Genomic DNA, 25,122 nt, shown 5'->3' on the forward strand with positions numbered 1-25,122 from the left:
CTCAGTTCCTCCCCGCTGCACCAACCACCCCGTCCGTGCGCTCGATGCGCACCACGTCGCCCTTGTCTGCCCCGAGGCGCAGTTCGGCCGCGCCGAACAGCCGGTCCACGATGTAGTACGGCGGGCGAAAGCGGTAGTTCACCAACTGCCCGTCGCCCTGCGCACCGATCACGAACAGCGGAGGCAGCTCGCCCTGGGCGATGCCGGCCGGGAACTGGATGTAGACCTTCTCGCCATCGTCGAAGGCGCGCAGCGGCTTCCAGGGCGGGTTGCTGCCGCTGATCGCGTAGCGGAACCGGATGCGCTCCAGCGACAGGCCGGTATCCACGGGGGCCGCAGCGTTGGCCGCTTGCGCCTGGCGCTGCAGGGCCAGCATCTTGTCCTTGGGGTAGTCCCAGGACACGGATGCCATCCACGCCTTGTCGGTCGAGGTCAGCTCGATCAGGTAGGTGCGCCGGCTGGTCGTGATGACCAGATTGGTCTTGAGGCCCGAGCGGATCGGCTTGACCATCACATTCACGCGCAAGTCCGCACCGGAACCGCTGGACGTATCGCCCACGATCCAGCGCACGGTATCGCCAGAGGCCACCGTCACCAGTTCCTCGCCCGGCTGCAGGGCCACCACGGTCACGCGGCCCACGGCCGCATAGACCTGGTACAGCGCGCCATCGGTGAACGGCCAAACCTGGATCGCATTGACGTAGCCCTCGCGGGTCGGTGCGATGCGTGCCTCGGCATTGGCGCGGGACACACGCACTTTCTCGTCGGCCGGCTCCGGCATCGGCGCCGGTTTGGCACTGTCCTCCGCCACGGGCTTCAACTGCGCCGGCATCGGCAACACCTCGGGCACGGCCACAACTTCCACGGGCTTGGGCGCTTCCGGCAACGGTTGGGCCTGTACCGGCTCATCCAGCGCGATCACCGGCGGCGGCTTGCCCTGCGTGGCGCAGCCTGCGAACAGAACGGTCGATGCCAGCAGGACCACCGGCAAAGCGGATTTGCAGAAAAACGTGTTCATGGTTTTGTTCCTTCGGAAGAATCGAGTTCGCGGCTCCACGACAGGCCGTTGACGTAGATGCCCAGGGGGTTCTTGCGCAGCCGCTGCTCGGTGCGCGGGGTCTGCTGCACGATGGACACCACCGCGTTCCAGCGCTCGGTGCGGTCCAGTGCGCCCGTGACGAAGCGCTGCTCGGTCCAGCGCACGTTGAACGACGTGTCGCTGGCGCGGGTCACGCTGGCGATCTGCACCGTTACCGACTCCTTGCCGATGCGCGCGAACGGGTCGCTGGTGCGGGCGTACTCGTTGAGCACCACCGCGCCCTTGTCCGTGGCGTAGTCGTACGCGTCGAGCCAGTTCTGCCGCACCACGATGGGGTCGATGGAGAGGGAGCGCACCAGCGTGACGAAGCGCGCGATGTGGTGGGCCGTCTGCGCATCGGTCGGCCGGTACGGCGTGGCCGCCTCGCCCACGGTGCGCACCTGGCCGGCCTGGTCCACCTCGATGACGTAAGGCGTCACGATGGACTGCGCCGAGCGCCACACCAGGCCGCCCGCCATCAGCAAGGCCAGCGACAGGCAGCCGAAAGCCATCAGCCGCCAGTTCTTCGCCTGCACGCGGGCTGAGCCGATGCGCTCGTCCCAGGCCTGGGCGGCGGATTGATACGGGGTTGCAGGCTGCGGCGTATCGGCGTAGCGCACCTGTGGTCGTTTGAATCGCATGGATGGTTCTCCTCAAGAATCGGAATCACGCAGGCTCGGACCGGAACCCGAGCCGCCGCCATCGCCACCGCGCAGCGTGTGGGCGGCGGTCGTGGCGGCATGGGTGAGCTGCTGCCTGCGGTGCAGGCGCTTGGCCCAGGCAGGCTGTTCCTTGGCGCCTTCGGCCTGGGGCGCGCCTTCGGCAGTGCCACCGGCAGCCTCTGCACCGCCGCCTTCGCGGAAAGCCGCCGCAACCCGCTCCTTCATGGAGCGCGCGCCTTCAGCCACCTTCTGCCCGGCCGCATGTGCACCGGCCCTGGCGACGTTCCCCACGCCAGCGGCCGCGCCCTTGACGCCGCCGCCGACCGAAGCCGAGCCGGCCTGGAAGGCCGATCTGGCGCTGCTGGCCGTCGATACCGCCGAACGCGCCCCGCTGGCCGCCATGCGTGCGGCGCCCGGCGCCATGCGCGCACCGGCCGCGACGGCACTGCCCGCGCCGGCAACGACCGCTCCAACCGCCACGGCGGCGCCTGCCGCGCCCACGGCGGCCCCAGCCATCGCACCCGCGCCCAACTGCGGCGCACCCGACACCAGGCCCGTGGCAATGCCCGGCCCGAAGATTCCCAGCGCCAACAAGGCCAGCGACGCCAGCATCACGACCAGCGCGTGGTCGATGGACGGCTCCGCCGGATGCACCGTGAACTCGGCGAACAGCCCCGTGCCGATGCCCACGATCACCGCCAGCACCAGCACCTTGATGCCCGAGGCCACCACGTTGCCCAGCACCTTCTCGGCCAGGAAGGCGGTCTTGTTCCACAGCGCGAACGGCACCAGCACGAAGCCCGCCAGTGTGGTCAGCTTGAACTCGATCAACGTCACGAACAGCTGCACCGCGAGCACGAAAAAGCACAGGATCACGATCAGCCAGGCGATGAACAGCACCACGATGGGCGCAAGGTTCACAAACACCTCGGGGAAGCCCGCCAGGTCGCTGATCTGCCGCAGGATCGGCGCCCCGGCGTCGATCCCTGCCTTGGCCAGCCGGCCCGGCTGCAGGAAGCTGCCCATGCTGAGGGTCGAGCCGCTGGCCGTCAGGCCCAGCCCGGCGAAGGACCGGAACACGATGCCGGCCAGCGCGTTGAAGTTGCCGATGATGTAGGCGAAGGCACCCACGTAGAGCACCTTGCGCAGCAGCTTGGCGATCACGTCCTCGCCCTGGCCGCTGGCGTGGCCCAGCGCCCAGTACAGCCCGGCGATCGTCATGTCGATGGCGATCAGCGTGGCGGTCAGGAATGCCACCTCGCCTTGCAGCAGGCCAAAGCCCGAGTCGATGTAGCGCGAGAACGTGTCGAGGAAGCGGTCGATGACCGTCACGTCGTTCATGGCAGCGCGTCAGTTGCCGTAGAAGTTCACCGACTGCGGCGTGTACGGCGTGCCGCTGCCCAGGAACCGGCGCGTCACCTCGCGCCCGCGCTCGGCCGCCGCTGCCTGCCGCGCCAGTTCCAGCGAGGCCGCCCGGTCTTGCGTGAGCTGCAGCCGTTGCGCCTGGATGGACTGCTTGGCCTGCAAGGCCAGCAACTGGTTCGTCGCCTGCATCGCCTGCAGCGCGCCCACTGCGGACTGGCTCTGGCCCACCAGATCGGCCAGCACGCCTTCGTCGTCGCTCAGGTTCTGCGACGCCTGGGCCTGCATCTGCATGGTGGTCTGCAAGCCATTGAGCGTGTTCTTCCAGCGTTCCTGCGCATCGCGGTACATCTGGTCGCCGCTGACGGTGGCGGCGTACTGCTCGGGGTACAGGCGCGCGAACTCCCGATCCATGTTCGCCACGTCGTAGGCCAGGCCCCTGGCCTGGGCGATCAGCCGCTGGGTGGTCGCCAGGTTGCTGCGCAGCCGGCTGACCACGCTGAACGGCAGGCTGGCCAGGTTGCGCGCCTGGTTGATGAGCATCTGCGCCTCGTTCTGCAGTTGCCGGATCTGGTTGTTGATCTGCTCCAGCGTGCGGATCGCGGTCAGCGTGTTCTGCACGAGGTTCGTGGGGTCGATCACGACCCATTGCGCCTGCACGGGGGACACCGTGCACAGCATGGCCGCGATGGCGGCGGCGAGAAGGCGTTTCTTCATGGCAAGTTCTCCTGGGGGTGGTCAGCGAAGCGAGGGGAAACATGAGGCGCCAGCGGCGCAAGGCCTGGGAACGCGCGCAGCAGGTCGGCCGCCCAATCGAGGCCGCGATGGCGCAGCCAGGCGAGCGCGAAGCCGGGCGCGCCGGCGTGGCCCAGAACCTCGTCGATGGCGCGCTGGTCCTGCGGCGTGGAGGCGCCCGCGAAGGCCAGCGCCGCCGGCCCCAGGTCGAGGTCGAACAGGCGATTGCCGAGGCGCGACTGGTAGTAGTAGTCGCGCTTGGGCTGCGCTGTGGCAACGATCTCGATCTGGCGGGTGTTGAGCCCGAAACCCTCGTAGATCGTGCGAATCTGCGGTTCGGTGGCCTGCGGGTTGGGCAGAAAAATGCGGCTCGCACAGCTTTCCACGATGGCCGGCGCGATGCTCGAATCCTGGATGTCCGCCAGGCTCTGCGTGGCGAAGATCACCGAGACGTTCTTCTTGCGCAGCGTCTTGAGCCACTGGCGGATGCGCGCCGCGAACACCGGGTCGTCGAGGAACAGCCAGGCCTCGTCGAGGATCAGCAGCGTGGGCGCGCCATCGAAGCGTTCATCAAAACGCGCGAACAGGTAGCCCAGCACGGCCATGACAGCGGCCTTGCTGTGCATCAGCTCCTCCATCTCGAAGCACTGCACGTCGGCCATGCCCAGCCGGTCGCGGTCGGCGTCCAGCAGCTTGCCGTGGGCGCCACCCAGCACGTAGGGCGCGAGCGCCTGGCGCAGCGCGTTCGATTGCAGCAGCACCGCCAGGCCCGTCATGGTGCGCTGCTCCAGCGGCGCACCGGCAAGGCTTCCCAGCGCCGACCAGATGGCGGCTTTCTCATCGGGACCAACCGCCACGCCTTCGTGCGCCAGCCGACCTTCCACCCATTCCGCCGCCCAGGTGCGGTAGCCCTCGTGGTCGATGCGGGCGAGCGGCTGGAAGGCGATCTCGCCATCCGTGCCCAGGTCGTAGTGCTCGCCACCCAGGCCCAGGATGGTGGCGCGCATGGAGCGCCCCATATCGAAGGCGAAGATGCGCGAGCCGCGATAACGGCGGAACTGCATCGCCAGCGTGGCGAGCAAGACCGACTTGCCCATGCCGGTCGGCCCGGCCACCAGCGTGTGGCCCACATCACCGATGTGCGTCACCAGCCGGAATGGCGTGGCGCCATCGGTGCGCGTGACGATCAACGGCGGGCCGCCCAAATGCTCGCTCTTCTCCGGTCCGGCCCACACGGCGGACACCGGCATCAGGTGCGCCAGGTTCAGCGTCGAGACGATGGGCTGGCGCACATTGGCGTAGGCGTTGCCGGGGATCGAAGACAGCCACGCATCGACCGCGTTCAAGGTTTCGGGAATCGTCACGAAGCCCCGGCCCTGGATGACGCGCTCCACCATGCGCAGCTTCTCATCGGCCACGGCCGGGTCGGCGTCGAGCACCGTCACCGTTGCGGTGAGGTAGCCGAAGGAAACCTGGTCGCTGCCCAACTCCTGCAAGGCCGCGTCGGCGTCGGTGGCCTTGTTGCTGGCGTCCGTATCCACCAACGGGCTCTCCTGCTGGAAGATCGTTTCGCGCAGCAGCGCGATGACGTTCTTGCGCTTGGCGAACCACTGCCGGCGCAGGCGGGAAAGCTCTTTTTCCGCCTCAGCTTTGTCCAGGCACAGAAAACGCGTACTCCAGCGATACGCAAATCCCAGGCGGTTGAGATCGTCCAGAATCCCCGGCCAGGTCGAGGTCGGAAAACCCCGCACCGTGGCCACGCGCAGGTGCTGGTCGCCCAGCATGGGCGCCAGGCCGCCGACCAGTGCGGAATCGGTCAGCAGCGCATCGATGTGGAACGGCACCTCGGGCACCGCCAGCGAATAGCGCTGCGTCGAGATGGCGGAATGCAGGTAGGTCAGCGTCTGCCTGTCATCGAGCCAGGCGATTTCCGGCATCACGCCGTCGAGCAGGTCGAAGACGCGATCCGTTTCCGCGACGAAAGCGGTCAGGCGCTCGCGCCAGTCCACGCCTTCGGTCGGACGGTTCTCGTATAGCAGTCCCGCTGCGCGCGCACGCGACTCCTCGGCCGGCAGGTACACCAGCGTGAGGTGGTAGCCGCTCTCGAAGTGGTTGCCCGAATCCTCGAATGCGGCGCGGCGTTCCTCGTCCACCAGCCAGGACAGCGGTTCAGGAAAGTCGGAATGGGGATAGCCCGCCGCCGGCCGGCGCTCGGCTTCGATGAACAGCGCCCAGCCCGAGCCCAGCCGGCGCAGCGCGTTGTTCAAGCGCGCCGACGTGGCGATCAGTTCGCCCTGCGTGGCGCTGTCCAGATCGGGACCACGGAAGCGCGCCGTGCGCTGGAACGATCCATCCTTGTTCAAGACGATGCCCGGTGCCACCAGCCCTGCCCAGGGCAACCAGTCGGCCAGCAGCGCGGGCCGCTGGCGGTATTCGGCAAGGTTCAGCATCGCAGCATCCCCCTACACGTCCAGCAGCGGCTTGTGCTTGATGTGCCGCGCAAAGACCTGCATGAACTGCGGATCGACGCGCGCACCCCACACCGCCAGCGAATGCCCGGCGAGCCACAGCACGACGCCCGGAATCCACAGCTGCAGGCCCAGCCCGACAGCAGCGGCCAGCGTGCCGTTGGCAATGGCCACGGTGCGCGGGGCGCCGCCCAGCAGGATCGGCTCGGTCAAAGACCGATGCAGCGGAATCTCGAACCCACGGGCGAACCCGGCCGCGAAGGTGTCCGGGGCACTCATACGACGGCCCCGCCGGAGAAGCTGAAGAAGCTCAGGAAGAACGAGGACGCGGCGAAAGCAATGGACAGGCCGAACACGATCTGGATCAGCTTGCGAAACCCGCCCGACGTGTCGCCGAAGGCCAGCGTGAGACCCGTGGCGATGATGATGATCACGGCCACGATGCGCGCCACCGGCCCCTGGATGGAATCGAGGATGGACTGCAGCGGTCCTTCCCAGGGCATCGAGGAGCCGGCGGCCTGTGCCGTGCCGGCCAGCAACAGCATCAGCGCGGCCAACAGCAGCCCTTGCCCCGCCGGGCGGGCCAGGGTGCGCAGCCGTGCCAAGCCGGACAGGTGGGGAGGCGGATTGACGGAAACACGGAAAGTAGGAATGGTCATCTGCGTCATGGCAGTTCTCCAGGTGAGTCAGGGGACAGGAAAGGCGCAGCGGCGGGGGCTGCGAGGGAAACCAGCGGCAGCTCGGGAAGCTCGGGAAATGGCGCTTCCAGCGCGTCCGCCAGGTGATAGCCCGCGCCGTCGAAACCGGCGACGCGGGCGATGCTCTCGATGCGGCGCTTGCGTCCGCGCCCGGCGATGTGGATCACCACGTTGACCGCCTCGGCGATCAGCGCACGCGGCGGGTTCATCGCCACTTCGAGGATCAGTTGTTCCAGGCGCAGCAGCGCCCCGAGCGGGGAGCCGGCATGGATGGTGGCGATGCCGCCCGGGTGGCCCGTGCCCCAGACCTTGATGAGGTCCAGCGCCTCGGGGCCGCGCACTTCGCCCACGACCACGCGATCCGGGCGCAGGCGCATGGACGAGCGCACCAGCTCCTGCATCGACACCACGCCCTGGCGCGTGCGCAGCGGCACGTGGTCGCGCGCCGCGCATTGCAGCTCGATGGTGTCTTCGAGTACCAGCACGCGGTCGCCCGTGGCGGCGATCTCGGCCAGCAGCGCATTGGCCAGCGTGGTCTTGCCCGTGCTGGTGCCGCCCGCGATCAGGATGTTGTGGCGCTCGCGCACGGCCCGCACCAGCAAACCCGCCTGATCGGCGGTCATCATTCCGTCCTCGACGTAGCGCGACAGCGGGATCACGCCCACGGTGCGCTTGCGCAGCGCGAAGGCCGGCCCGGGCGCTGCCGGCGGCAGGATGCCCTCGAAGCGCTCGCCGGTTTCCGGCAGTTCGGCCGTCAGCAATGGCTGGCCGCGATGCACTTCCGCGCCGACGTGGGCAGCCACCAGGCGGATGATGCGTTCGCCGTCCGCCTCGGGCAGCTCCACGCCCATCGGTGCGCGGCCCGTGGAAAGCCGGTCGATCCAGAGCGTCCGGTCGGGGTTGAGCATGATTTCCACCACGTCCGGGTCTTCCAGCGCGGCGGCGAGCAGCGGTCCCATCGCGGTGCGCAGCATGCGGATGCGGCGGTCCAGCGCGGTGGCGGTGAAGGAGGACGAAGGAACGGCGCTCATGAGGCGCGTTCCTGCACTTCATCCAAGCGCGAGGGATCGGGATGCAGCTCTTCCACCACGTCGCGCACCAGGCTGCGCCCGCGCAGCAGGTGACGGCCCAACTGCTCCACGAACTGCTCGAAGCGCGCCTTGCCCTGCGCGCGGGCGGCTTCCTGATGGGCATCGGGCACCGGCGTGCTCACGGTCAGGAAGTAGCGGATGAACAGCGCCAGCGTCTCGATCTGGATGTTCTGGTCGCGTTCCAGGCGCTCGGCCTGGCGGGACAGGCGATCGAGCCGCTTGGCAATGGCCGCCTCGCGCTGGTCGGCGGCATCGGGCGACAGCCAGGACGCCAAGGCCGCGGCGACGATGCTGGACTTGGACACGCCTTTCTTGGCGGCCAGTTCGTCGAGCCGCCTGGCGTGCTCGGATTGGATGAACAAGTTGAGGCGGTATTGGCTCATAGGTCGATTCCGTCGTCAGGGTCGAGGGATGCCAGGCGGGCCGTGCGCTGCCGAGCCGGGTCCAACTGGCGCGGAAGGGGAAGCGGTGTGTCGTCTTCGTCATCGAGCAGCGCGAGGTCGGCTGCAGGCACGGACAGCCCGGGGTCGTAGGCGACGGTTTTGGAGAGTTCGGGTTGGCGGCGGGGACCACCGTCGTCGGCGGTGGAACCGAATCCCTGGATGGCTTCGATGTCAGGGGCCGCAGGCACAGCGGGAATCGCCAACCCGCTCCAGTCGTCAGGCCGGGCTGGCGGAACGTCGGCATAGCGCCCACAGGCGAGCGCAGGCGGCGGCAGCACGCGCTGCTTGAAATTGCTGTCCGCGTAATAGCGCAGCTTCCTGGCCTTGATCGGCGCCACGCTGGACACCATCACCACCGCCTCGTCGGGTGGCAGCTGCATCACCTCGCCGGGCGTCAGCAGCGGCCGGGCCGTCTCCTGGCGCGACACCATCAAGTGGCCCAGCCAAGGCGCCAGCCGGTGCCCCGCATAGTTGCGCTGCGCGCGCAACTCGGTGGCCGTGCCCAGCGTTTCGGAAATGCGCTTGGCCGTGCGCTCGTCGTTGGTGGCGAACGTCACGCGCACATGGCAGTTGTCGAGGATCGAATGGTTCTGCCCATACGCCTTGTCGATCTGGTTGAGCGACTGCGCGATAAGGAAACTGCGGATGCCATAGCCCGCCATGAAGGCCAGGGTCGTCTCGAAGAAGTCCAGCCGACCCAGCGCGGGGAACTCGTCGAGCATCAGCAGCAGCTTGTGGCGGCGCGCGATGCCATCGCTGCCGTCGAGCGATTCGGTGAGGCGCCGGCCGATCTGGTTCAAGATGAGCCGGATAAGCGGCTTGGTGCGGCTGATGTCCGAAGGCGGCACCACCAGGTACAGCGACACAGGGGATTCGGCTGCGATCAGGTCGGCGATGCGCCAGTCGCAGCGCGAAGTGACTTCGGCCACCGTGGGATCGCGGTACAGGCCCAGGAAGGACATGGCGGTAGACAGCACGCCCGAGCGCTCGTTGTCCGACTTGTTCAGGACTTCGCGCGCCGCCGATGCGACGACCGGATGCGGCGCATCACCGAGATGCGCCGTGGTCATCATCCGGTGCAAGGTCAACTCGAACGGGCAAGCCGGATCGGAGAGGAAATTCGCCACGCCACGCAGCGTTTTGTCTTCGCCCGCATAGAGCACATGCAGGATGGCGCCGACCAGCAGCGCGTGGCTGGTCTTCTCCCAATGGTTGCGCTTCTCCAGCGCGCCCTCGGGGTCCACCAGAATGTCCGCGATGTTCTGCACGTCGCGCACTTCATGCGCGCCGCGCCGCACTTCCAGGAGCGGGTTGTAGGCCGCAGAGCGCGCATCGGTCGGGTTGAACAGCAGGCAGTGCGAGAAGCGCGAGCGCCAGCCGGCGGTGATGCTCCAGTTCTCGCCCTTGATGTCGTGGATGACGGCGGACGCGGGCCAGGACAGCAGCGTCGGCACCACCAGCCCAACGCCCTTGCCCGAGCGCGTGGGCGCGAAGGTCAGGACGTGTTCCGGCCCTTCATGGCGCAGGTACTGGCAATCGTGCTGGCCGAGGAAGACGCCGGCCGGGTTTGTCAGCCCGGCCTTGCGAATGTCCTGCGCATTCGCCCAGCGCGCCGAGCCATAAGTCGTGACCAGTTTGGACTGGCGCGAGCGCCAGATCGACATGCCGATGGCGACCACCACCGCCAGCAGGCCACTGCCGCCCGCGATGGCACCGCCCTTGTCGAAGACTTGCGGCGCATAGGCATCGAAGAAGAACCACCACTCGAACAGCCGCCAAGGGTGATAGACCGGCGTGCCCAGGAAATCGAACCAGGGCGAGCCCAGGCGCAGTTGATGGCCCAGTGCGGCGGCCGTCCATTGCGTGGCGCCCCACACACCCGCGATCACGATGCCGAACACCACGGCGATCTGACCGAACAGCACGTTCGTTCCTTGCATTGGTCAACCTCCTACTACGGCACAGGGACGTGCCGTAGTGCTGAGGATCAAGGCGAGCGTGCAGGCCGGTCAAAGGCCGTTATGGCGGAGATTCAGACCCAAAAAGCCAGACTTCTTGCTGCGGCGTACACAATAGAAACGCCGCATGCGCGAGCGCGCTGCGGCGTGATGAGGTAACAGGGAGAACTTTGTCGCTGCCAGGCGACGGCGAGAGGCGCTATTTGGATTTCTGTTCCGGCCGATCGCCGAAGAAACGCCGGTTGGCGGCTTCGGCCGAACGGCGACAGAGTTCCTCGCCGGCCTTTGCTCGGTCTTCCTTGCACAGGCGCTGGACTTCCTTGAGGCGCTCAGGATGGGCCACGAGGAAGTCCACGGTTTCCGTCGGTTGGGATGGCCCACAGGCCGTCAGTGCGGCGACCATCAGCAGCGGCAGGAATCGGGTCATGGCTTGGGCCCTTTCAGCAGGTGGATCAGGAGTCCTCGGCGGCGCTGGAGCCATCTGCCGAATCAATGGAGGCCACTCGTGCGATGAACCGGGCCAGCATTTCGGAGGGCTCCACGTCACGGTGCAGCAGATACGTGGCCAGCATCTGCGACTTGCCCGCCAAGCGCCGGGCCACAACACCTGGCCCACGGCCGGATGCAATGTGCGCGGCGCCCGCCAAACCAAGTGCCAATCCGGCGGAGACCAAGGTCATCATCACCTCATAGGACGCCACGCGCTGGGCGATCAGTGGCTGTTGCTCGTAGCGCTGCAAAACGCGATCAACTTGGCGTGCATGGCCTTCGCATATCGCCGGATCGCATAGCGCCAGCGGATAGCGCAACACTTCTTCCAACGGAACGTGCTTGTGGGCCAGCACAGGATGGCGAGCTGGGACCGCCACCATCAGCTCGTCTTCCCACGCAGGCCTGACCACAATGCCGTCGCCCACCTCTTCGGCCATCGAAAAGCCGACGTCATACAGGTCATCGTGCAGACCCTTGATCTGTTGGTCCAACGGCACTTCAAATAACCGAATGTCAATCTCTGGATCTTCCTCTCGGCACCGTGCCAGCAGCGTCGGCATTCGCGAGGGCGTGATGCCATCGGACAAAGCGATGCGCAACTGTCCCTGAAACCCACTGGCGGCGGACTTGACGCCGTCACACGCCTGTTTCAGAGCTTCGAAGATTCGCGGCACCCGCTCCAGGAATGCCATTCCGGCAAAGGTCAGGCGGGTGCTTCGCGTGGTTCGCGTGAACAGTTGCGCCCCGAGCTCTTCCTCTATCTCCTTGATGGTGCGCGACAAAGGGGACTGATCGATGTGCAGCTTTTCCGCTGCGCGGCCAAAGTGAAGTTCTTCGGCCACCGCTATAAAGCAACGCAAATGCCGAAGCTCCATGGTGTATCTCATCCAAGTTAAAAGGCCTTGACGAGTTCCGGCACAGCCGCGAAAAGGTCCGCCTCCAGCCCGTAGTCGGCCACGCTGAAGATCGGCGCCTCCGGGTCCTTATTGATCGCCACGATCACCTTCGAGTCCTTCATGCCCGCCAGGTGCTGGATGGCGCCCGAGATGCCGCAGGCGATGTACAGCTGCGGCGCCACGATCTTTCCCGTCTGCCCCACCTGCAGGTCGTTGGGGGCGTAGCCCGCGTCCACCGCCGCGCGGCTGGCTCCAATGGCCGCGCCCAGCTTGTCGGCCAGGGGGGTGATGACTTCGTCGAACTTTTCCTTACTGCCCAGGGCCCGGCCACCGGAGACGATGATCTTGGCGGCGGTGAGTTCGGGGCGGTCGCTCTTGGCGATCTCGCTGCCCACGTAGCTGCTCTTGCCGGCGTCGGCGGCGGCAGCGGCGGTTTCGACGGCGGCGCTGCCACCGGTGGCGGCGGCGGCGTCAAAGCCCGTGGTGCGCACGGTGATGACCTTCACGCTGTCGGCGCTTTGCACGGTGGCGATGGCGTTGCCGGCGTAAATGGGGCGCTCGAAGGTGTCGGCGCTCACCACCTTGGTGATGTCGCTGATCTGGGCGACGTCGAGCTTGGCGGCCACGCGGGGGGCCACGTTCTTGCCGCCGGCGGTGGCGGGGAACACGATGTGGCTGTAGTTGCCGGCGATGGCCAGCACCTGGGCGGCCACGTTCTCGGCCAGGCCGTGGGCCAGGCTGGCGCCGTCGGCGTGGATGACCTTGGCAACGCCGGCGATCTGCGCGGCGGCAGCGGCTGCGCCACCAGCGTTGTGGCCGGCCACCAGCACGTGCACGTCGCCGCCGCAGGCTGCGGCTGCCGTCACGGTGTTGAGCGTCGCGCCCTTGATGGTCGCGTTGTCGTGTTCAGCGATTACGAGTACGGTCATGTCAGATCACCTTCGCTTCGTTCTTGAGTTTCTCGACCAGGGCGGCCACGTCGGCCACCTTCACGCCGGCGCCGCGCTTGGCGGGTTCGCTGACCTTCAGGGTCTTCAGGCGCGGGGCCACGTCCACGCCGAGGTCTTCGGGCTTGACGGTGTCAAGCGGCTTTTTTTTGGCCTTCATGATGTTGGGCAGCGTGACGTAGCGCGGCTCGTTCAGGCGCAGGTCGGTGGTGATGACGGCGGGCAGCGAAAGCTGCAGGGTTTCCAGGCCGCCATCGACTTCGCGGGTCACGCTGGCCTTGTCGGCGGACAGCTCGACCTTGCTGGCGAACGTGGCCTGGGGCAGGTCGGCCAAGGCCGCCAGCATCTGGCCGGTCTGGTTGGCGTCGTCGTCGATGGCCTGCTTGCCCAGGATCACCAGCGATGGCTGTTCCTTGTCGACCAGGGCCTTCAGGAGCTTGGCCACGGCCAGGGGCTGCAGGTCGGCATCGGTCTCCACCAGGATGGCGCGGTCGGCGCCGATGGCCATGGCGGTGCGCAGGGTTTCCTGGCACTGGGCCACGCCGCAGCTGACGGCGATGACTTCGGTCACCAAGCCTTTTTCCTTCAGGCGCACGGCTTCTTCGACGGCGATTTCGTCGAAGGGGTTCATGCTCATCTTGACATTGGCGATGTCCACGCCGCTGCCATCGCTCTTGACGCGGACCTTGACGTTGTAGTCAACCACCCGCTTGACGGGAACCAGGATTTTCATGGGAGGGTTTCCTTTCAGGATCATTCAGAGTTGATCGTCCGCCAGGGCCAGCGTGCTGGCGGCGCCGCCCGTGACGATGTCGCGCAGCATCGGCGCCTGCACCAGGACATGCGCCGCGTAGTGGCTGGCCGTGGCACGCTTGGCGCCGAGAAAGCTAGCATCGCCCGATCTCGCCGCGAGTTGCGCAGTGGCGGCTTCGGCCATGCGCGCCGACAGCCAGCCGCCGATCACCGTGCCCGCCAGCCGCAAGAAGGGCACGGCGCCCGCCGCGCACTGCGCTGGTTGGTCGTCGTGGGCCAGCAGCCAGTCGGCCGCACCCCCCAGCGCACGCGCCGAAGCCGCTAACACGCCGCCGATCTGCGCCAGCGCGGCATCGGGCATCTCGACCAACCGGCGCGCATCGCCGTCGATGCGGCCCAACAGCGCCTTCAGCGTGCGCCCGCCCTCTCGCGCCAGCTTGCGGCCAATCAGGTCGTTTGCCTGGATGCCCGTGGTGCCTTCGTAGATGGTCGTGATGCGCGCGTCGCGCAAGTGCTGTGAAGCGCCGGTTTCCTCGACATAGCCCATGCCGCCATGCACCTGCACACCATCGGACGTGATGCCCTGTGCGCTGTCGGTGCACCAGCCCTTGACCACCGGGATCAGCAGGCCGACCAGGGCCAGTGCCTGCTCGCGCTCTTGCGCGTCGGCGTGGCCTGCGGCGCGGTCCATCTGGCCGGCGCAGAAATAGGCCAATGCGCGCATGGCCTCGGTGCGGGCCTTCATGTCCATCAGCATGCGCCGCACGTCCGGGTGGCCTGCGATGGTGGTGCTGGCCCTGAGCAGCGGCTTGCCCTGCACCCGCTCCAGCGCGTAGGCGCGTGCGCGCTGGTAGGCGCGCTCGGAAATGCCCACGCCTTCCAGACCGACGTTCAGCCGTGCGTGGTTCATCATGGTGAACATGCAGGCCAGCCCCTGGTTCGGCTCGCCGACCAGATAGCCGATGGCGCCGCCGCCATCGCCGAAGCTCATCGACGCCGTAGGACTGCCGTGGATGCCCATCTTGTGTTCGATGGAGGTACAGGTCAAATCGTTGTGTTCGCCCAGGGAGCCGTCGTCGTTGACCAGGTACTTCGGACACAGGAACAGCGAGATGCCTTTCACGCCGGGCGGTGCATCGGGCAGGCGCGCCAGCACGAGGTGGACGATGTTCTCGGCCATGTCGTGCTCGCCCCAGGTGATGAAGATCTTGTTGCCGCTGACGCGGTAGTGGTCGCCCTCGGGCACGGCGCGGCTGCGCAGCGCGGCTAGGTCGGAGCCTGCCTGGGGCTCGGTGAGGTTCATGGTGCCCGTCCAGCGGCCCTCGACCATGGGCTCCAGGAAGCGGTGCTTGAGTGCGTCGCTGCCATGGTGCGCAATGGCTTCCACCGCGCCCAGCGTGAGCATCTGGCACAGGCTGAACGCGAGGTTGGACGACTTCCACATCTCCAGCACGGCTGTGGACACCAGCGTGGGCAGGCCCTGGCCGCCCCATTCGGTGGCAGCGGGCATGCCGTTCCAGCCGTTCTCGCAGAAGCTGGCCCAGGCTTCGCGAAAGCCATCGGCTGGCGTGACCTGGCCGTCGTGCCAGCGCGCGCCCTGCACGTCGCCGGTGCGGTTCAGCGGATCAAGCACGCCGGCGGCGTAGTGGGCAGCCTCCTGCAGGATGGCCTCGACCAGGTCGGGCGTGGTTTCTTCATGGCCCGGCTGGGCACAGATCGCATCCAGGCCTCCGACTTCCTTCATCGTGAACAGCATGTCGCGCAAGGGCGCGGCGTAGGTAGACATTGCTTACTCCTCTTTGTGGGTTCAACCCGTCAGCCCCATAGGGCATACATCCATGCATGACCCTACCCATCAGGACAAGGCCCGGTCGATCAACCGCTTCAGGGCGGCTGAATTTCTCAGGCGGCTTACGACGCGATTAGTTGGTATGACAAGATTTCTAGAAGCCGCTGAAGCGTGTGAAGTTCTCGACCGGCTCACGCTCGGTGCGCACGTGGTTCACCACGGCCGCCGGGTCGGCATAGCCCAGTGCCATGCCGCACAGGACCATCTGCCCGTCCGGGATTTGCAGGGCTTCAGCCAGAAGGCGCGGGTAAAGGGTCCACGCCATCTGCGAACAGGTATCCAGGCCTCGTGCGCGGGCCGCCAGCATGATGTTCTGTAAGAACATCCCGTAGTCCACCCAACTGCTCTGCACCATGCGCCGGTCCAAGGTGAAGATCAAACCGACCGGCGCATCGAAGAAGGCAAAGTTACGTGCATGTTGAGCACGCATGGCATCCGTATCTCCCTTGGAGATTCCGACTGCGGCATAGAGCGCAAAGCCGCACCGGCGCCGCCTGGTCAGGTAGGGCTCGAAGAACTCGGCCGGGTAGATGTCGTATTCGGACTGGTGCTCTCCCTCTTCATGGTGAAAGGCGTGCAGTACACGGTCGCACAAGCGCTTCCTCGCCTCGCCCGCCACGGCAATGACATGCCACGGCTGGGTGTTGGTGCCACTGGGCGCGCTGGCTGCCACCGACAGAATCTGGGCCACCACTTCTTGCGGCACCGGGATCGGCAGAAAGGCGCGGACGGAACGACGTTCGCGCATCACCGCATCAATCAGCATGTCGCGCAAAGGCGCGGCGCAGACAGACATTCACTCTCTCCTGGTTGCTGGGCTATTCGGGTGAGCACACCGACATGCCGTTGCCGAAGAAGCATTCATGCGAATGCATCGATGCCGAACGACCACGGGCCGCCCCTGGGCGTGCTACCAGGCGGTATTCTGGGCACTCGGCACATACGCGTCTTGCCCGCCAGTGCATGGCGAGTTGACTTTGTATGCACAAGGCGAAACCCGGTTGACCGCAGCCGGACGCTCGAATGGAAGGGGTGGCGAGCGGCCACACGATGCATCTTGGGCAGCGCTTTGCAACGCGGAATCCCGAGTCGATAAAATTCAATCCAAAGTCGCACCCGACTTCTTAACCACCTGTTCCCACCTCACGACTTCGTCGCGCACGAAAGCCTCAAACGCCTTGCCAGACTTGCGCAGTGGAACGCCACCAAATTCGACGAACTTTTCCTGCACGCCCTTGTCCTCGATGGACTGCGCAAAGGCCAACTGCAGTTTCTGCATGACAGCGTCCGGAGTTTCGCGCGGCGCAAATACACCCAACCATGATTCGGCCGTAGCTTTGGCATAGCCCAGCTCGCTCAAAGTAGGCACCTCCGGCAGCACGGGCACGCGCTCCAGCCCGGTCATGGCGATCGCGCGCAACTTGCCCGACTTGATATGCGGTACCGTGGTCGCCGGATAGTCGAAACTCAGATCAATGTTGCCTGCGATCAGGTCGGTGATGGAGGGAGCGCTACCTCTGTACGAAACATGACGGAGCTTGATTCCCGCCACAGTCTGGAACAGTTCCGCAGCCAAGTGCGAGCCGGTTCCAACGCCCGGAGACGAGTAGGTCAATGCCTCCGGATTCTTCTTGGCATATGCAACGAGTTCGGCCAGATTTTTGTAAGGCTTTGAGGCATTGACGACGAGCACATTGGGAATGGCCATCAGGCCCTGAACGGCTCGGAAGTCGCCATCCTTGTAGCGGAGGCTCTTGTAAAGGGCCAAGTTGGTCGCCTGGGTGCCTTGCGTTCCCAGAAGGACGGTATAGCCATCAGGCGTGGCTTGTGCCACAGTCATGGCTCCCAGTCCACCCCCTGCACCGGGGCGGTTGTCCACAACGATGGGCTGGTTCAGCACCTTCGAGGCGTATTGCCCCGCAACGCGCGCTAGATTGTCGGTAATGCCGCCCGCAGTGAACGGCACAACGAGTTTGATAGGGCGATCCGGGAAGGTATCAGCATGCACCGGCAGTCCGACAGTTGCTGACAACACGCTAAACAGGGTACCTGTGGAAAAAATGCGTCGCGAAATCATGTGAATATCTCCTTTCAATATTTGCAAATCAGGGGGCCGGTTGCGCTGTGATGAGAACGGCGTCGAGCGCCATCACGCCTGCAGCGCTGACGATCACGGGATTCAGATCCATTTCCTGGATACGATGATTCCCTTGGACGACAAAATTCGAGACAGCCACCAACATCTTTTCGAGCGCCGCGATGTCGGTGGCGGGGCTGCCACGGAAGCCTTTGAGCAGCTCGTGGCAGCGAGTTTCGCGGATCATTTCTGCGGCATCGCGAGGTGTGATCGGTAGCAGGCGGCGGCTCACGTCCTTGAATAGCTCGACGTATATGCCGCCAAGCCCAAAGGTCAGGATGGGGCCAAACAAGGGATCACAGTGGACGCCAATGAAGGTCTCTACGCCCTGCTTGAGATCAGCCATCTGCTCGATCAACAGGCCGTCGATGTCCGCCTGCGGGCAAGCCTTTTGCGCGCTGGCCATGATCGAGTCCCAGGCCGCACGCACTTCTGCTTCGGTCCGCAAGCCAACCATCACCCCACCAATGTCGGACTTGTGCAGGATGTCGGCACTGGCGATCTTGGCGACCACAGCGCCACCGATTTCAGCTGCGATTACCACCGCTTGCTGCGCATTGCGCGCCACGCGCCCAAAGGGCACACGCACGCCTGCACCCGCGAGCAGCGCCTTGCCTTCGGATTCCCCGTAGACCTTGCGCACGCCTTGCTCCGCGTGATGCTTCTCGGTGCAGATAGCGGGAAGCCAGTCCGCATCGAAGCCACGCTGACGTTTACTGAAGTTGTTCCAGCACTGCAGCGCTTTGATGGCTTTGCCTAGGCTACGCACGGGCACCAAGCCGCCCGCAACCATGATCTGGAAGCCCTCGCCTAGCCGGTCGCTGAGCCAAACTGGCATGATCGGTGTATCGACTTGGGCCTGCACCTTGACCATGTTCTCGGCGGCTGCACGCGTGGTCGCGCCGTACTCCATCGGGATCGGGTACAGCACCACATCCACATTGGGATCGCGTGCCACGGCGAGCAAAGAACCAAAGCTGATCTCGGGGTTGACCAGTATCTCGGCCGTGGTGTCTACCGGATTGTCAAAGGCCGCATACGACGGCAGTAACTCGCGCAGCTTCGCGCCCGTGGCCGGATCGAACTCGGCCAGTGCGAGACCCGCCAGGCCGAGCATGTCGGCCGCTAGCGCCACTGTGCCGCCCGAAAAGGAATAGACCGCCACGCGCGCATCCTTCTTTGGCACGCCGCGCGCCAGCAAAGCGGCGGTGTCGATCAATTCGTCGATGTCATCGACTTCGATGATGCCCAATTGCCTGAAGGCTGTGCTGTTGATCTCGGCGGTGCCCGATAGCGCCGCCGTGTGCGATTGCGTGGCCTTGATTCCGTATTCCGATTTGCCGACCTTGAGCGCCACAATGGGCTTGCCGTGCGCGGCAGCCTTCAGCGCCGCTTGCGCGAAACGCGGCGGGTCGTTGATGCCTTCGAGCAGGGTGACGATGACCCTGATCTCGGGCATCGAGACCATGTGGTGGATGTAGTCGCTCACGGTGAGATCCGCCTCATTGCCGCTGGAGCACCACAGCCCGATGCCCACGCCGCGATCACATGCCTGCAGGAAGGTGCGCCCCAATCCGCCGCCTTGCGTCACCAGGCCGATCGGCCCGGTCATGCGGTCATGCTCGAAGGACGGGGAAAAGGTGAAACCCAAGCCCTTGTTGGTGTTTGTCAGACCGGGGCAATTCGGCCCGTAGATGCGGATTCCCGTTTCACCGGGAATCTGACGCATGCGTGCTTCCAGGCGCTTGCCCTCTTCGCCCGCCTCGCCGAAGCCCGAGGTCAGCACCACGGCAAAACGGATGCCCTTTTTGCCGCAGGCTTCGAGGACATCGTTGGCGACATTGGCAGGTACGGCGACCACAGCGAGATCGGGCGCATAGGGAAGGTCTTCGACACGGCGGTAGCTGCGCCGGCCCATGACCTCGTCCTTGGTGGCGTTGACCAGGAACAACTCACCCTGGAATTTCGAGTGCTCGATAAGGTTGGTCAGCGCGCGCTGGCCCAGGCTTGCCGGCCGGTCGGAAGCTCCGACCACGACCACCGAGCGCGGCTCCATCAGCAAATCCAAGTTCTGGAACATCATGCCTTGCGTTTCGTCCTTCATGGCACACCTCACTCAGCGCCGCGGCGCTTGCCCGGGATTTCATTGCGCGGGTCCTGCTCCAGGACGAGATCCCACAGTTGCTGTCCGATGGGGTTTTGGCGCTCTTCGTAGAGGTGGCCGATCAGGCCCGCCGCGCGGCCAACAAGCATGAAGCCGCGTGCCAGCAGGGGGTCCAGCCCCATGTCGCCGATGATCGAGCCGATGGCGCCGACCGCATTCATCGGCAAGTTCTTGCTCATCTCGTCGCGGAACACGCGCTCGATGGCGTACATCAGGCGCCAGTGCTTGCCAAAGCAGCCGTTGTCGCGCGAGACAGCGGCCAGGGTCGGAATGCGCGGGTCACCGTGGATGTGGATGGGATGCCCCACGCCGTAGATGGGCTGCTTTTTCTCGCGTGCGTGGCGGATGGTTTCGCGCGCGCAGGCGACAAATGCATCATCGCCGTCTTCGTCCTTCAGGTCGCGTGCCGCGTTGATGAGCAGTTCGGCCGCATTCTGCGTCGTGCCCAGGAAGACGCTGCCCGCGCCGAGCAGTCCGGCGGCCACGGCGGCCTGCATGGCCTCGGGTGCGCCGAGGTAGGTCAGGCGCGCGCTCATCGCGCTGGGCGTCAGGCCGTGGTCGCACGCGGTCACGAGGATGAGATTGATCATCTTCTTCTCACGCTCGTCGGGCATGCGGCCCAGGATGGCCAGCATCATCATGTCTACGAAGTCCACCTGGCCCAGCAGTTCCTTGGCCAGGTCTTTTTCGCGCACGGTGATCTTGTCAATGGTGGTGTAGCCGATTTCGGTACGGATCATGTTCAGCCTCTTGTTGAAGAAAACTCAGGTAACCCGGCGCGCAACCATCATGGTTGCATCGCACTCGCAGACGGCTTCGCCATGCTGGTTGAATGCCTGCCGACGGAAGACGACGATGCCGCGCGCGGGGTTGGACGTTGGCTTGCAACTCGCAACTTCGATGCGGCCATGCAGGGTGTCGCCGATCAGCGTCGGCTTGGGAAAGCGGTACGTCATCTCCAGCAGGCCGATGAGCGACGGCTCCAGCAGTTGATTGATGACGGTGCGCGTGTTCAAGCCCGAGAGAATCGAGGCCACCAACATGCCGTGCGCGATGCGCGTGCCCCAGGGCGACTGAGCGGCGTACTGTGTATCGACGTGCAGGCGGTTGTAGTCAGCGCTTAGCGCGGCGAAGCCCACCACGTCCGCCTCGGTGACGGTGCGGCTTGATGTCTCGAAGCTCAGGCCCGGCTCCAGGTCTTCCCAGTGGTAGCGCAACGAGGCAATGGCTTGGGGCGCTGGAAGGGTGCTCGTGTCCATGCGTCTTCCCTCAGGCAATCGCCGACATGCCCAGCACTTCGCGCCCGACGATCAGCGTCTGGATCTCCGCTGTACCTTCGGGAATCACTCCCCCAGCGGTATCGCGGAAGATGCGCTCCAGCGGGTATTCGGTCGAATAGCCGATGCCGCCATGCACTGCGATGGCCATCTTGGCCACTTCGTGCGCAGCCTCTGCGGCATAGAGCTTGGCCAGCGAGCACTCAATGCGCGAGGGAAGGCCGTTTTCCATCGACATCGCCGCCTTGTAGCCCAGGGCGCGCGCTGCTTCGGTACGCACCAGCATGTCCACGATGTGCTTTTGCACCAGTTGGAACTGCCCGATGGGCTTGCCGAACTGCTTACGGGTCTTGGCGTATTCCACCGACAGGTCGAGCGCAGCCTGCGCCGCACCCACCGCACCCATGGCGATGTTCAGGCGCCCGTAGTTCAGGCCGATGGCAACATTCTTGAGCGCTGAGCCTGGGGTGCCCAGCAATGCGGACTTGGGCAGCTTGATGCCGTCCAGGAACAGTTCGGATGTGCCCGAAGCCTTGAGCACCATCTTGTCAACCAGGCGCGCCTCGACCGGCGTCTGCGCCTTGTCGATCAGGAACAGCGACAGGCCGCCCTCTCCCTCAGCTGCCTGCAGCCGGGCCATCACGATCAGGAAATCAGCCGCCTTGCCATTGGTGATCCACAGCTTGGTGCCGCTCAGGAGGTAGTGGTCTCCCTTGTTCTCGGCACGGGCCTCGATGCCCGCGGGGTTCGAGCCATGGTTGGGCTCGCTGAAAGCCACGGCGGTCGCTTTTTTCGACGCGAGCACCGGCTCAAGGAAATGCGTCTTCTGCTCAGGCGTTCCCAGCCCGTTGACCAGGCGCATGAAGATGTTGGTGGTGTTGACGATGGTGCGCAACGCGCCCCAGCAGTAACCCGCCTCCTCGATCAGCATGGCCCACGTCACGAAGTCCAAGCCCAGGCCACCGGCATCCTCGGGCAGCATGCCGCCGATGTAGCCAAACTCGCTCAGGCCCGCGAGCAGATCCAGCGGAATGTGTTTTTCCTTTTCGCACTCGGCGATACGCGGGCTCACCACGTTGCGCAGGTAGCGGCGGACGCTGTCACGCAGCGCAATCTGGTCGGAAGTGAAGTCGAAGTTCATCGTGTTGGTTGCTCACGGTCATCAAGAAGAAAAGCGCCCGCCTGTCACGTACAGCGTCACGCCGGTGATGTAGCGCGCCCGTTCCGAGGCCATGAAGGTCACGGCGGAGGCAATGTCGTCGGGGGCGCCCAGGAAGCCCACGGGGTTCTTGGCCAGCGCAAGCTCGCGCAGCTTGGGGTAGCCGGGGTTGGCCTGCATCAGTTCGGTTTCGACGAAGCCTGGAGCCACCGCATTGACGGTGATGCCGAACTTGGCCTGCTCCAGCGACAAGGCGCGTGTGAAGCCGATCAAGCCCATCTTGGCCGCGCTGTAGTTGGTCTGGCCGGGGTTGCCGAAGACCGAGCGCGAGGAGATGTTGACGATGCGCCCCCACTGGCGCTCCATCATCCCGGGCAGCACGGCGCGGCTGCAATGAAACGCGCCCTTAAGCACCACGTCCACCACCGAATCCCACTCGGTCTCGGCCATCTTGGTGAGATAGCGGTCCTTGTTGAAGCCTGCGTTGTTGACCAGGATGTCCACGGCGCCGAACGCCTCGACGCCCGCAGCCGCCATATCGCGCACCTCGGCCTTGTCGGTCACGTTGCAGCGCACACCGATGGCCTGACCGCCTTGGGCCCGGATTTCGCCCGCAACCGCCTCGGCCGCCACGAGGTCGATGTCGGACACCACCAGCTTCACTCCTTCGGCCGCCAGGGCGCGCGCCGTTTCGGCACCGATGCCCCGGGCACCGCCCGTAACCACCGCGACACGACCTCTGATTCCCAAGTTCATCTTCTCACCTTTCTACGAAATACCGTAATCAACTGCGACCTATTGTATTTTTTGGATTTATCGAAATAATAGGGGTTTTCCCTTAAAAATCCGATGCAACACTAACCACTCTCTAGTCAGGCATGCCTTCCCAGAGGGGGAAAGACCCTCAAGCCTTCCTGTAGCCCTATCGATAAGCCACCTCTGCATAGCCAAGAGCACACAACTAGAATTTCAAAGAATCGGTGCGAACTACGGAATTTCGTAGGAAAATTGCGTGCACCATGCCAAATTTCGTACCTGCATCGGCCCGCACCATGGCCGTCTTCGACATGTTCGCGATGGAAAAGCGCGACCTTTCCAACTCCGAGATCGCCCGCCTGCTCAACCTGCCCGAGAGCAGTTGCTCGGACTTGCTGCACACGCTGCACGAGGAGGGCTACCTCATGCGGACCGCGCGGACGCGGCGCTTCTATCCCACCGGGCGCTTGCACCAGATCGCGCTCGAGATCGCGCACAACGACCCGCTGCTGCGTGCCGGCACGGAGGCGGCAGACTTGTTGGCCGAGGCCACGGGCGAGACATCCTTCGTCGGCCGGCTCGACAACGGCACCGTGCGCGCGGTCGCCGTCCAGCAAGGCAAGCACCCGCTGCGCTACGTGCTCAATGTGGGCGAGCGCATCGCACTCCATACCTCAGCCATGGGCAAAGCCCTGCTGGGCACGCAGACTCCTGAGGAAATCGCGCGACAGTTGCGCCTCAAGCCGCTGCGCAAGATCACCGACAGCACCGTCACCGATCCCTACGCCATTGCGGCGGAAGTCGCCGAAAGCCGTCTGCGCGGCTGGTATCAGACCCACAGCGAAGGCGGCGAGGGCATGGATGCGCTAGCCATCTCCGGCATGCTGGGCAAGGAGCCCCTGGCCATCAGCCTGGCGGGGCCACCCGATCGCCTGGCCAAGAACCATGACCGCTATCTGCAGGCTCTGCGCAAAGTCGGCGCGATGACTTTCGGCACTGCCGAGCCTCCCTCTTCCTTGTCTGACGGCTGACCGCCCATGTCCACTTCTTCCTCACTGCCCTTGCACGGCCTTCGCGTGCTTGATTTTTCCGAGCTGCTGCCTGGTCCCTTCTTCACGCAAAACCTGGTCGAACTGGGCGCCCACGTGATCAAGATCGAGCGCCCGCCACACGGCGACAATGCCCGCAAAATCGCACCGGGCCTGTTCGCCTCGGTCAACCGGGGCAAGCACAGCCTCATGGTGGACCTCAAGAATCCGCAACAAGCCGAGGCGCTTCGCCAGCAAGTGCCCGACGCCGACGTGGTGGTCGAAGGCTTCCGCCCCGGTGTCATGAAGCGGCTGGGCTTCAGCTATGAGGCGCTGGCCGCGCTGAATTCACGCATCGTCTATGTTTCTCTCAGCGGCTATGGTCAACACGGGCCCCTGGCGCAGATGCCGGGCCACGACATCAACTATCTGGCTGCCGCAGGCGTACTCGCGCTCTCGGGCAGCGATGCGGTCCATCCCGACCATGGCGCGGGCATTCCGCTGGCGGACCTGTGTGGCGCCATGTATGCGCTGTCGAGCACGCTGGCGGCGCTGCTGCAACGCCAGCGCACGGGCCAGGGCCAATATCTGGACGTCTCTCTCACCGACTGTGCCGCGCACTGGATGAATCCGCGCCTGGGCCACTTCCACGAGGCAGGGCTGTCATCGGTGCGCGAGCAGCGTGAGGACATCCTGGCCAAGCCTGCTTATGGCGTCTTTGAAACCGCCGATGGCGTACTGATCTCGCTGGGCGCGCTCGAAGACCACTTCTGGGCGCGGCTCGTGGAGGTGCTGGGCTTGGAAGATTTGCGCGGCCCGGACTATGCAAGCCATGCAGCGCGCACGCGCCGGGCTGCGCAAATCAATGCCGCCATTGCGCAACGCATCACCACGCAGGAATCCACGGTCTTGCTCGCACGCTTGCATGGCGCCGACGTGCCTGTAGCACCCGTCGTGCCACCCAGCGCGCTTGCGTCCAGCCAGCACTGCCAGCAACGCGGACTTTTTGGGAATGGATATGAAGGGAAAGAGCCTGCCTTCGTGCGCTATCCCGTGCGTGTGCAGGGGATGCCATAGCGTTGATAGTGCGAGCATCTGCTACGCGACATAGGCGTTGGTTCGCCATTTGTCATATTGACCGTCGCGCAGTTGCCCGCGACATGCACAGC

At 65.3% G+C, this 25,122-nt stretch carries 24 protein-coding genes; 2 read left to right on the forward strand and 22 right to left on the reverse strand.

Annotation, left to right across the window (positions count from 1 at the left end):
- Nucleotide 1: 1 nt before the first annotated feature.
- The 22 genes from trbG to RCO38_RS02110 form a co-directional block, all read right to left on the reverse strand.
- Complete coding sequence (gene trbG / locus RCO38_RS02005) at nucleotides 2-1,018, reverse strand: P-type conjugative transfer protein TrbG (protein WP_308326629.1); 1,017 nt, start codon at nucleotides 1,016-1,018, stop codon at nucleotides 2-4.
- Entirely contained in the window at nucleotides 1,015-1,719 is a 705-nt protein-coding gene (gene trbF, locus RCO38_RS02010; RefSeq protein WP_308326630.1) for a conjugal transfer protein TrbF, read from the reverse strand. Before trbF ends, trbG begins: the two co-directional genes overlap by 4 nt.
- 12 nt (nucleotides 1,720-1,731) lie before the next feature.
- On the reverse strand, nucleotides 1,732-3,081 hold the full coding sequence (trbL, locus tag RCO38_RS02015; RefSeq protein WP_308326631.1) for a P-type conjugative transfer protein TrbL: 1,350 nt from the start codon (nucleotides 3,079-3,081) through the stop codon (nucleotides 1,732-1,734).
- Between the two features lie 9 nt (nucleotides 3,082-3,090).
- Nucleotides 3,091-3,819 (reverse strand): P-type conjugative transfer protein TrbJ, encoded by a 729-nt coding sequence (gene trbJ, locus RCO38_RS02020; RefSeq protein WP_308326632.1) that lies wholly within the window; start codon nucleotides 3,817-3,819, stop codon nucleotides 3,091-3,093.
- Entirely contained in the window at nucleotides 3,816-6,287 is a 2,472-nt protein-coding gene (trbE, locus tag RCO38_RS02025; protein ID WP_308326633.1) for a conjugal transfer protein TrbE, read from the reverse strand. The genes trbJ and trbE overlap by 4 nt, the downstream gene beginning before the upstream one ends.
- 12 nt (nucleotides 6,288-6,299) lie before the next feature.
- Nucleotides 6,300-6,584, reverse strand: a complete 285-nt coding sequence (locus RCO38_RS02030) for a VirB3 family type IV secretion system protein (RefSeq protein ID WP_308326634.1) — start codon at nucleotides 6,582-6,584, stop codon at nucleotides 6,300-6,302.
- Nucleotides 6,581-6,973, reverse strand: coding sequence for a TrbC/VirB2 family protein (locus RCO38_RS02035; RefSeq protein WP_308326635.1), 393 nt, complete (start codon nucleotides 6,971-6,973; stop codon nucleotides 6,581-6,583). Before RCO38_RS02035 ends, RCO38_RS02030 begins: the two co-directional genes overlap by 4 nt.
- Nucleotides 6,970-8,034 (reverse strand): P-type conjugative transfer ATPase TrbB, encoded by a 1,065-nt coding sequence (trbB, locus tag RCO38_RS02040; RefSeq protein ID WP_308326636.1) that lies wholly within the window; start codon nucleotides 8,032-8,034, stop codon nucleotides 6,970-6,972. The genes RCO38_RS02035 and trbB overlap by 4 nt, the downstream gene beginning before the upstream one ends.
- The gene (locus RCO38_RS02045) at nucleotides 8,031-8,477 is read right to left on the reverse strand and encodes a CopG family transcriptional regulator (protein WP_308326637.1); all 447 of its coding nucleotides are present in this window, start codon (nucleotides 8,475-8,477) and stop codon (nucleotides 8,031-8,033) included. Before RCO38_RS02045 ends, trbB begins: the two co-directional genes overlap by 4 nt.
- A complete protein-coding gene (locus RCO38_RS02050) occupies nucleotides 8,474-10,477 on the reverse strand; it encodes a conjugal transfer protein TraG (protein ID WP_308326638.1) in 2,004 nt (667 codons plus the stop codon). Before RCO38_RS02050 ends, RCO38_RS02045 begins: the two co-directional genes overlap by 4 nt.
- 217 nt (nucleotides 10,478-10,694) lie before the next feature.
- A complete protein-coding gene (locus tag RCO38_RS02055) occupies nucleotides 10,695-10,922 on the reverse strand; it encodes an EexN family lipoprotein (protein ID WP_308326639.1) in 228 nt (75 codons plus the stop codon).
- Nucleotides 10,923-10,947: 25 nt separating this feature from the next.
- Nucleotides 10,948-11,862 (reverse strand): LysR family transcriptional regulator, encoded by a 915-nt coding sequence (locus tag RCO38_RS02060; protein WP_308326640.1) that lies wholly within the window; start codon nucleotides 11,860-11,862, stop codon nucleotides 10,948-10,950.
- A 17-nt stretch (nucleotides 11,863-11,879) separates the two neighbouring features.
- Nucleotides 11,880-12,812, reverse strand: a complete 933-nt coding sequence (locus tag RCO38_RS02065) for an electron transfer flavoprotein subunit alpha/FixB family protein (RefSeq protein ID WP_308326641.1) — start codon at nucleotides 12,810-12,812, stop codon at nucleotides 11,880-11,882.
- Nucleotide 12,813: 1 nt separating this feature from the next.
- Nucleotides 12,814-13,563, reverse strand: coding sequence for an electron transfer flavoprotein subunit beta/FixA family protein (locus RCO38_RS02070; protein WP_308326642.1), 750 nt, complete (start codon nucleotides 13,561-13,563; stop codon nucleotides 12,814-12,816).
- Between the two features lie 24 nt (nucleotides 13,564-13,587).
- The gene (locus RCO38_RS02075) at nucleotides 13,588-15,369 is read right to left on the reverse strand and encodes an acyl-CoA dehydrogenase (RefSeq protein ID WP_308326643.1); all 1,782 of its coding nucleotides are present in this window, start codon (nucleotides 15,367-15,369) and stop codon (nucleotides 13,588-13,590) included.
- 157 nt (nucleotides 15,370-15,526) lie between these two features.
- A complete protein-coding gene (locus RCO38_RS02080) occupies nucleotides 15,527-16,228 on the reverse strand; it encodes a nitroreductase (protein ID WP_308326644.1) in 702 nt (233 codons plus the stop codon).
- A 303-nt stretch (nucleotides 16,229-16,531) separates the two neighbouring features.
- The gene (locus tag RCO38_RS02085) at nucleotides 16,532-17,509 is read right to left on the reverse strand and encodes a Bug family tripartite tricarboxylate transporter substrate binding protein (protein WP_308326645.1); all 978 of its coding nucleotides are present in this window, start codon (nucleotides 17,507-17,509) and stop codon (nucleotides 16,532-16,534) included.
- Between the two features lie 28 nt (nucleotides 17,510-17,537).
- The gene (locus RCO38_RS02090) at nucleotides 17,538-19,673 is read right to left on the reverse strand and encodes an acetate--CoA ligase family protein (protein WP_308326646.1); all 2,136 of its coding nucleotides are present in this window, start codon (nucleotides 19,671-19,673) and stop codon (nucleotides 17,538-17,540) included.
- 8 nt (nucleotides 19,674-19,681) lie between these two features.
- On the reverse strand, nucleotides 19,682-20,473 hold the full coding sequence (locus RCO38_RS02095) for a citryl-CoA lyase (RefSeq protein WP_308326647.1): 792 nt from the start codon (nucleotides 20,471-20,473) through the stop codon (nucleotides 19,682-19,684).
- A gap of 24 nt (nucleotides 20,474-20,497) precedes the next feature.
- Nucleotides 20,498-20,992 (reverse strand): MaoC family dehydratase, encoded by a 495-nt coding sequence (locus RCO38_RS02100; RefSeq protein ID WP_308326648.1) that lies wholly within the window; start codon nucleotides 20,990-20,992, stop codon nucleotides 20,498-20,500.
- Nucleotides 20,993-21,002: 10 nt separating this feature from the next.
- The gene (locus RCO38_RS02105) at nucleotides 21,003-22,151 is read right to left on the reverse strand and encodes an acyl-CoA dehydrogenase family protein (RefSeq protein ID WP_308326649.1); all 1,149 of its coding nucleotides are present in this window, start codon (nucleotides 22,149-22,151) and stop codon (nucleotides 21,003-21,005) included.
- 21 nt (nucleotides 22,152-22,172) lie between these two features.
- Complete coding sequence (locus RCO38_RS02110) at nucleotides 22,173-22,925, reverse strand: SDR family oxidoreductase (RefSeq protein ID WP_308326650.1); 753 nt, start codon at nucleotides 22,923-22,925, stop codon at nucleotides 22,173-22,175.
- Between the two features lie 296 nt (nucleotides 22,926-23,221).
- Here RCO38_RS02110 and RCO38_RS02115 point away from each other — a divergent pair, with 296 nt between their 5' ends.
- On the forward strand, nucleotides 23,222-23,956 hold the full coding sequence (locus tag RCO38_RS02115; protein ID WP_308326651.1) for an IclR family transcriptional regulator: 735 nt from the start codon (nucleotides 23,222-23,224) through the stop codon (nucleotides 23,954-23,956).
- 6 nt (nucleotides 23,957-23,962) lie between these two features.
- Nucleotides 23,963-25,030: a CaiB/BaiF CoA transferase family protein gene (locus RCO38_RS02120; RefSeq protein ID WP_308326652.1), complete on the forward strand. Its 1,068-nt coding sequence runs from the start codon at nucleotides 23,963-23,965 to the stop codon at nucleotides 25,028-25,030.
- Nucleotides 25,031-25,122: the final 92 nt, after the last annotated feature.

The organism is Hydrogenophaga pseudoflava, from assembly GCF_031020795.1.
Classification (GTDB): domain Bacteria; phylum Pseudomonadota; class Gammaproteobacteria; order Burkholderiales; family Burkholderiaceae_C; genus Hydrogenophaga; species Hydrogenophaga pseudoflava_A.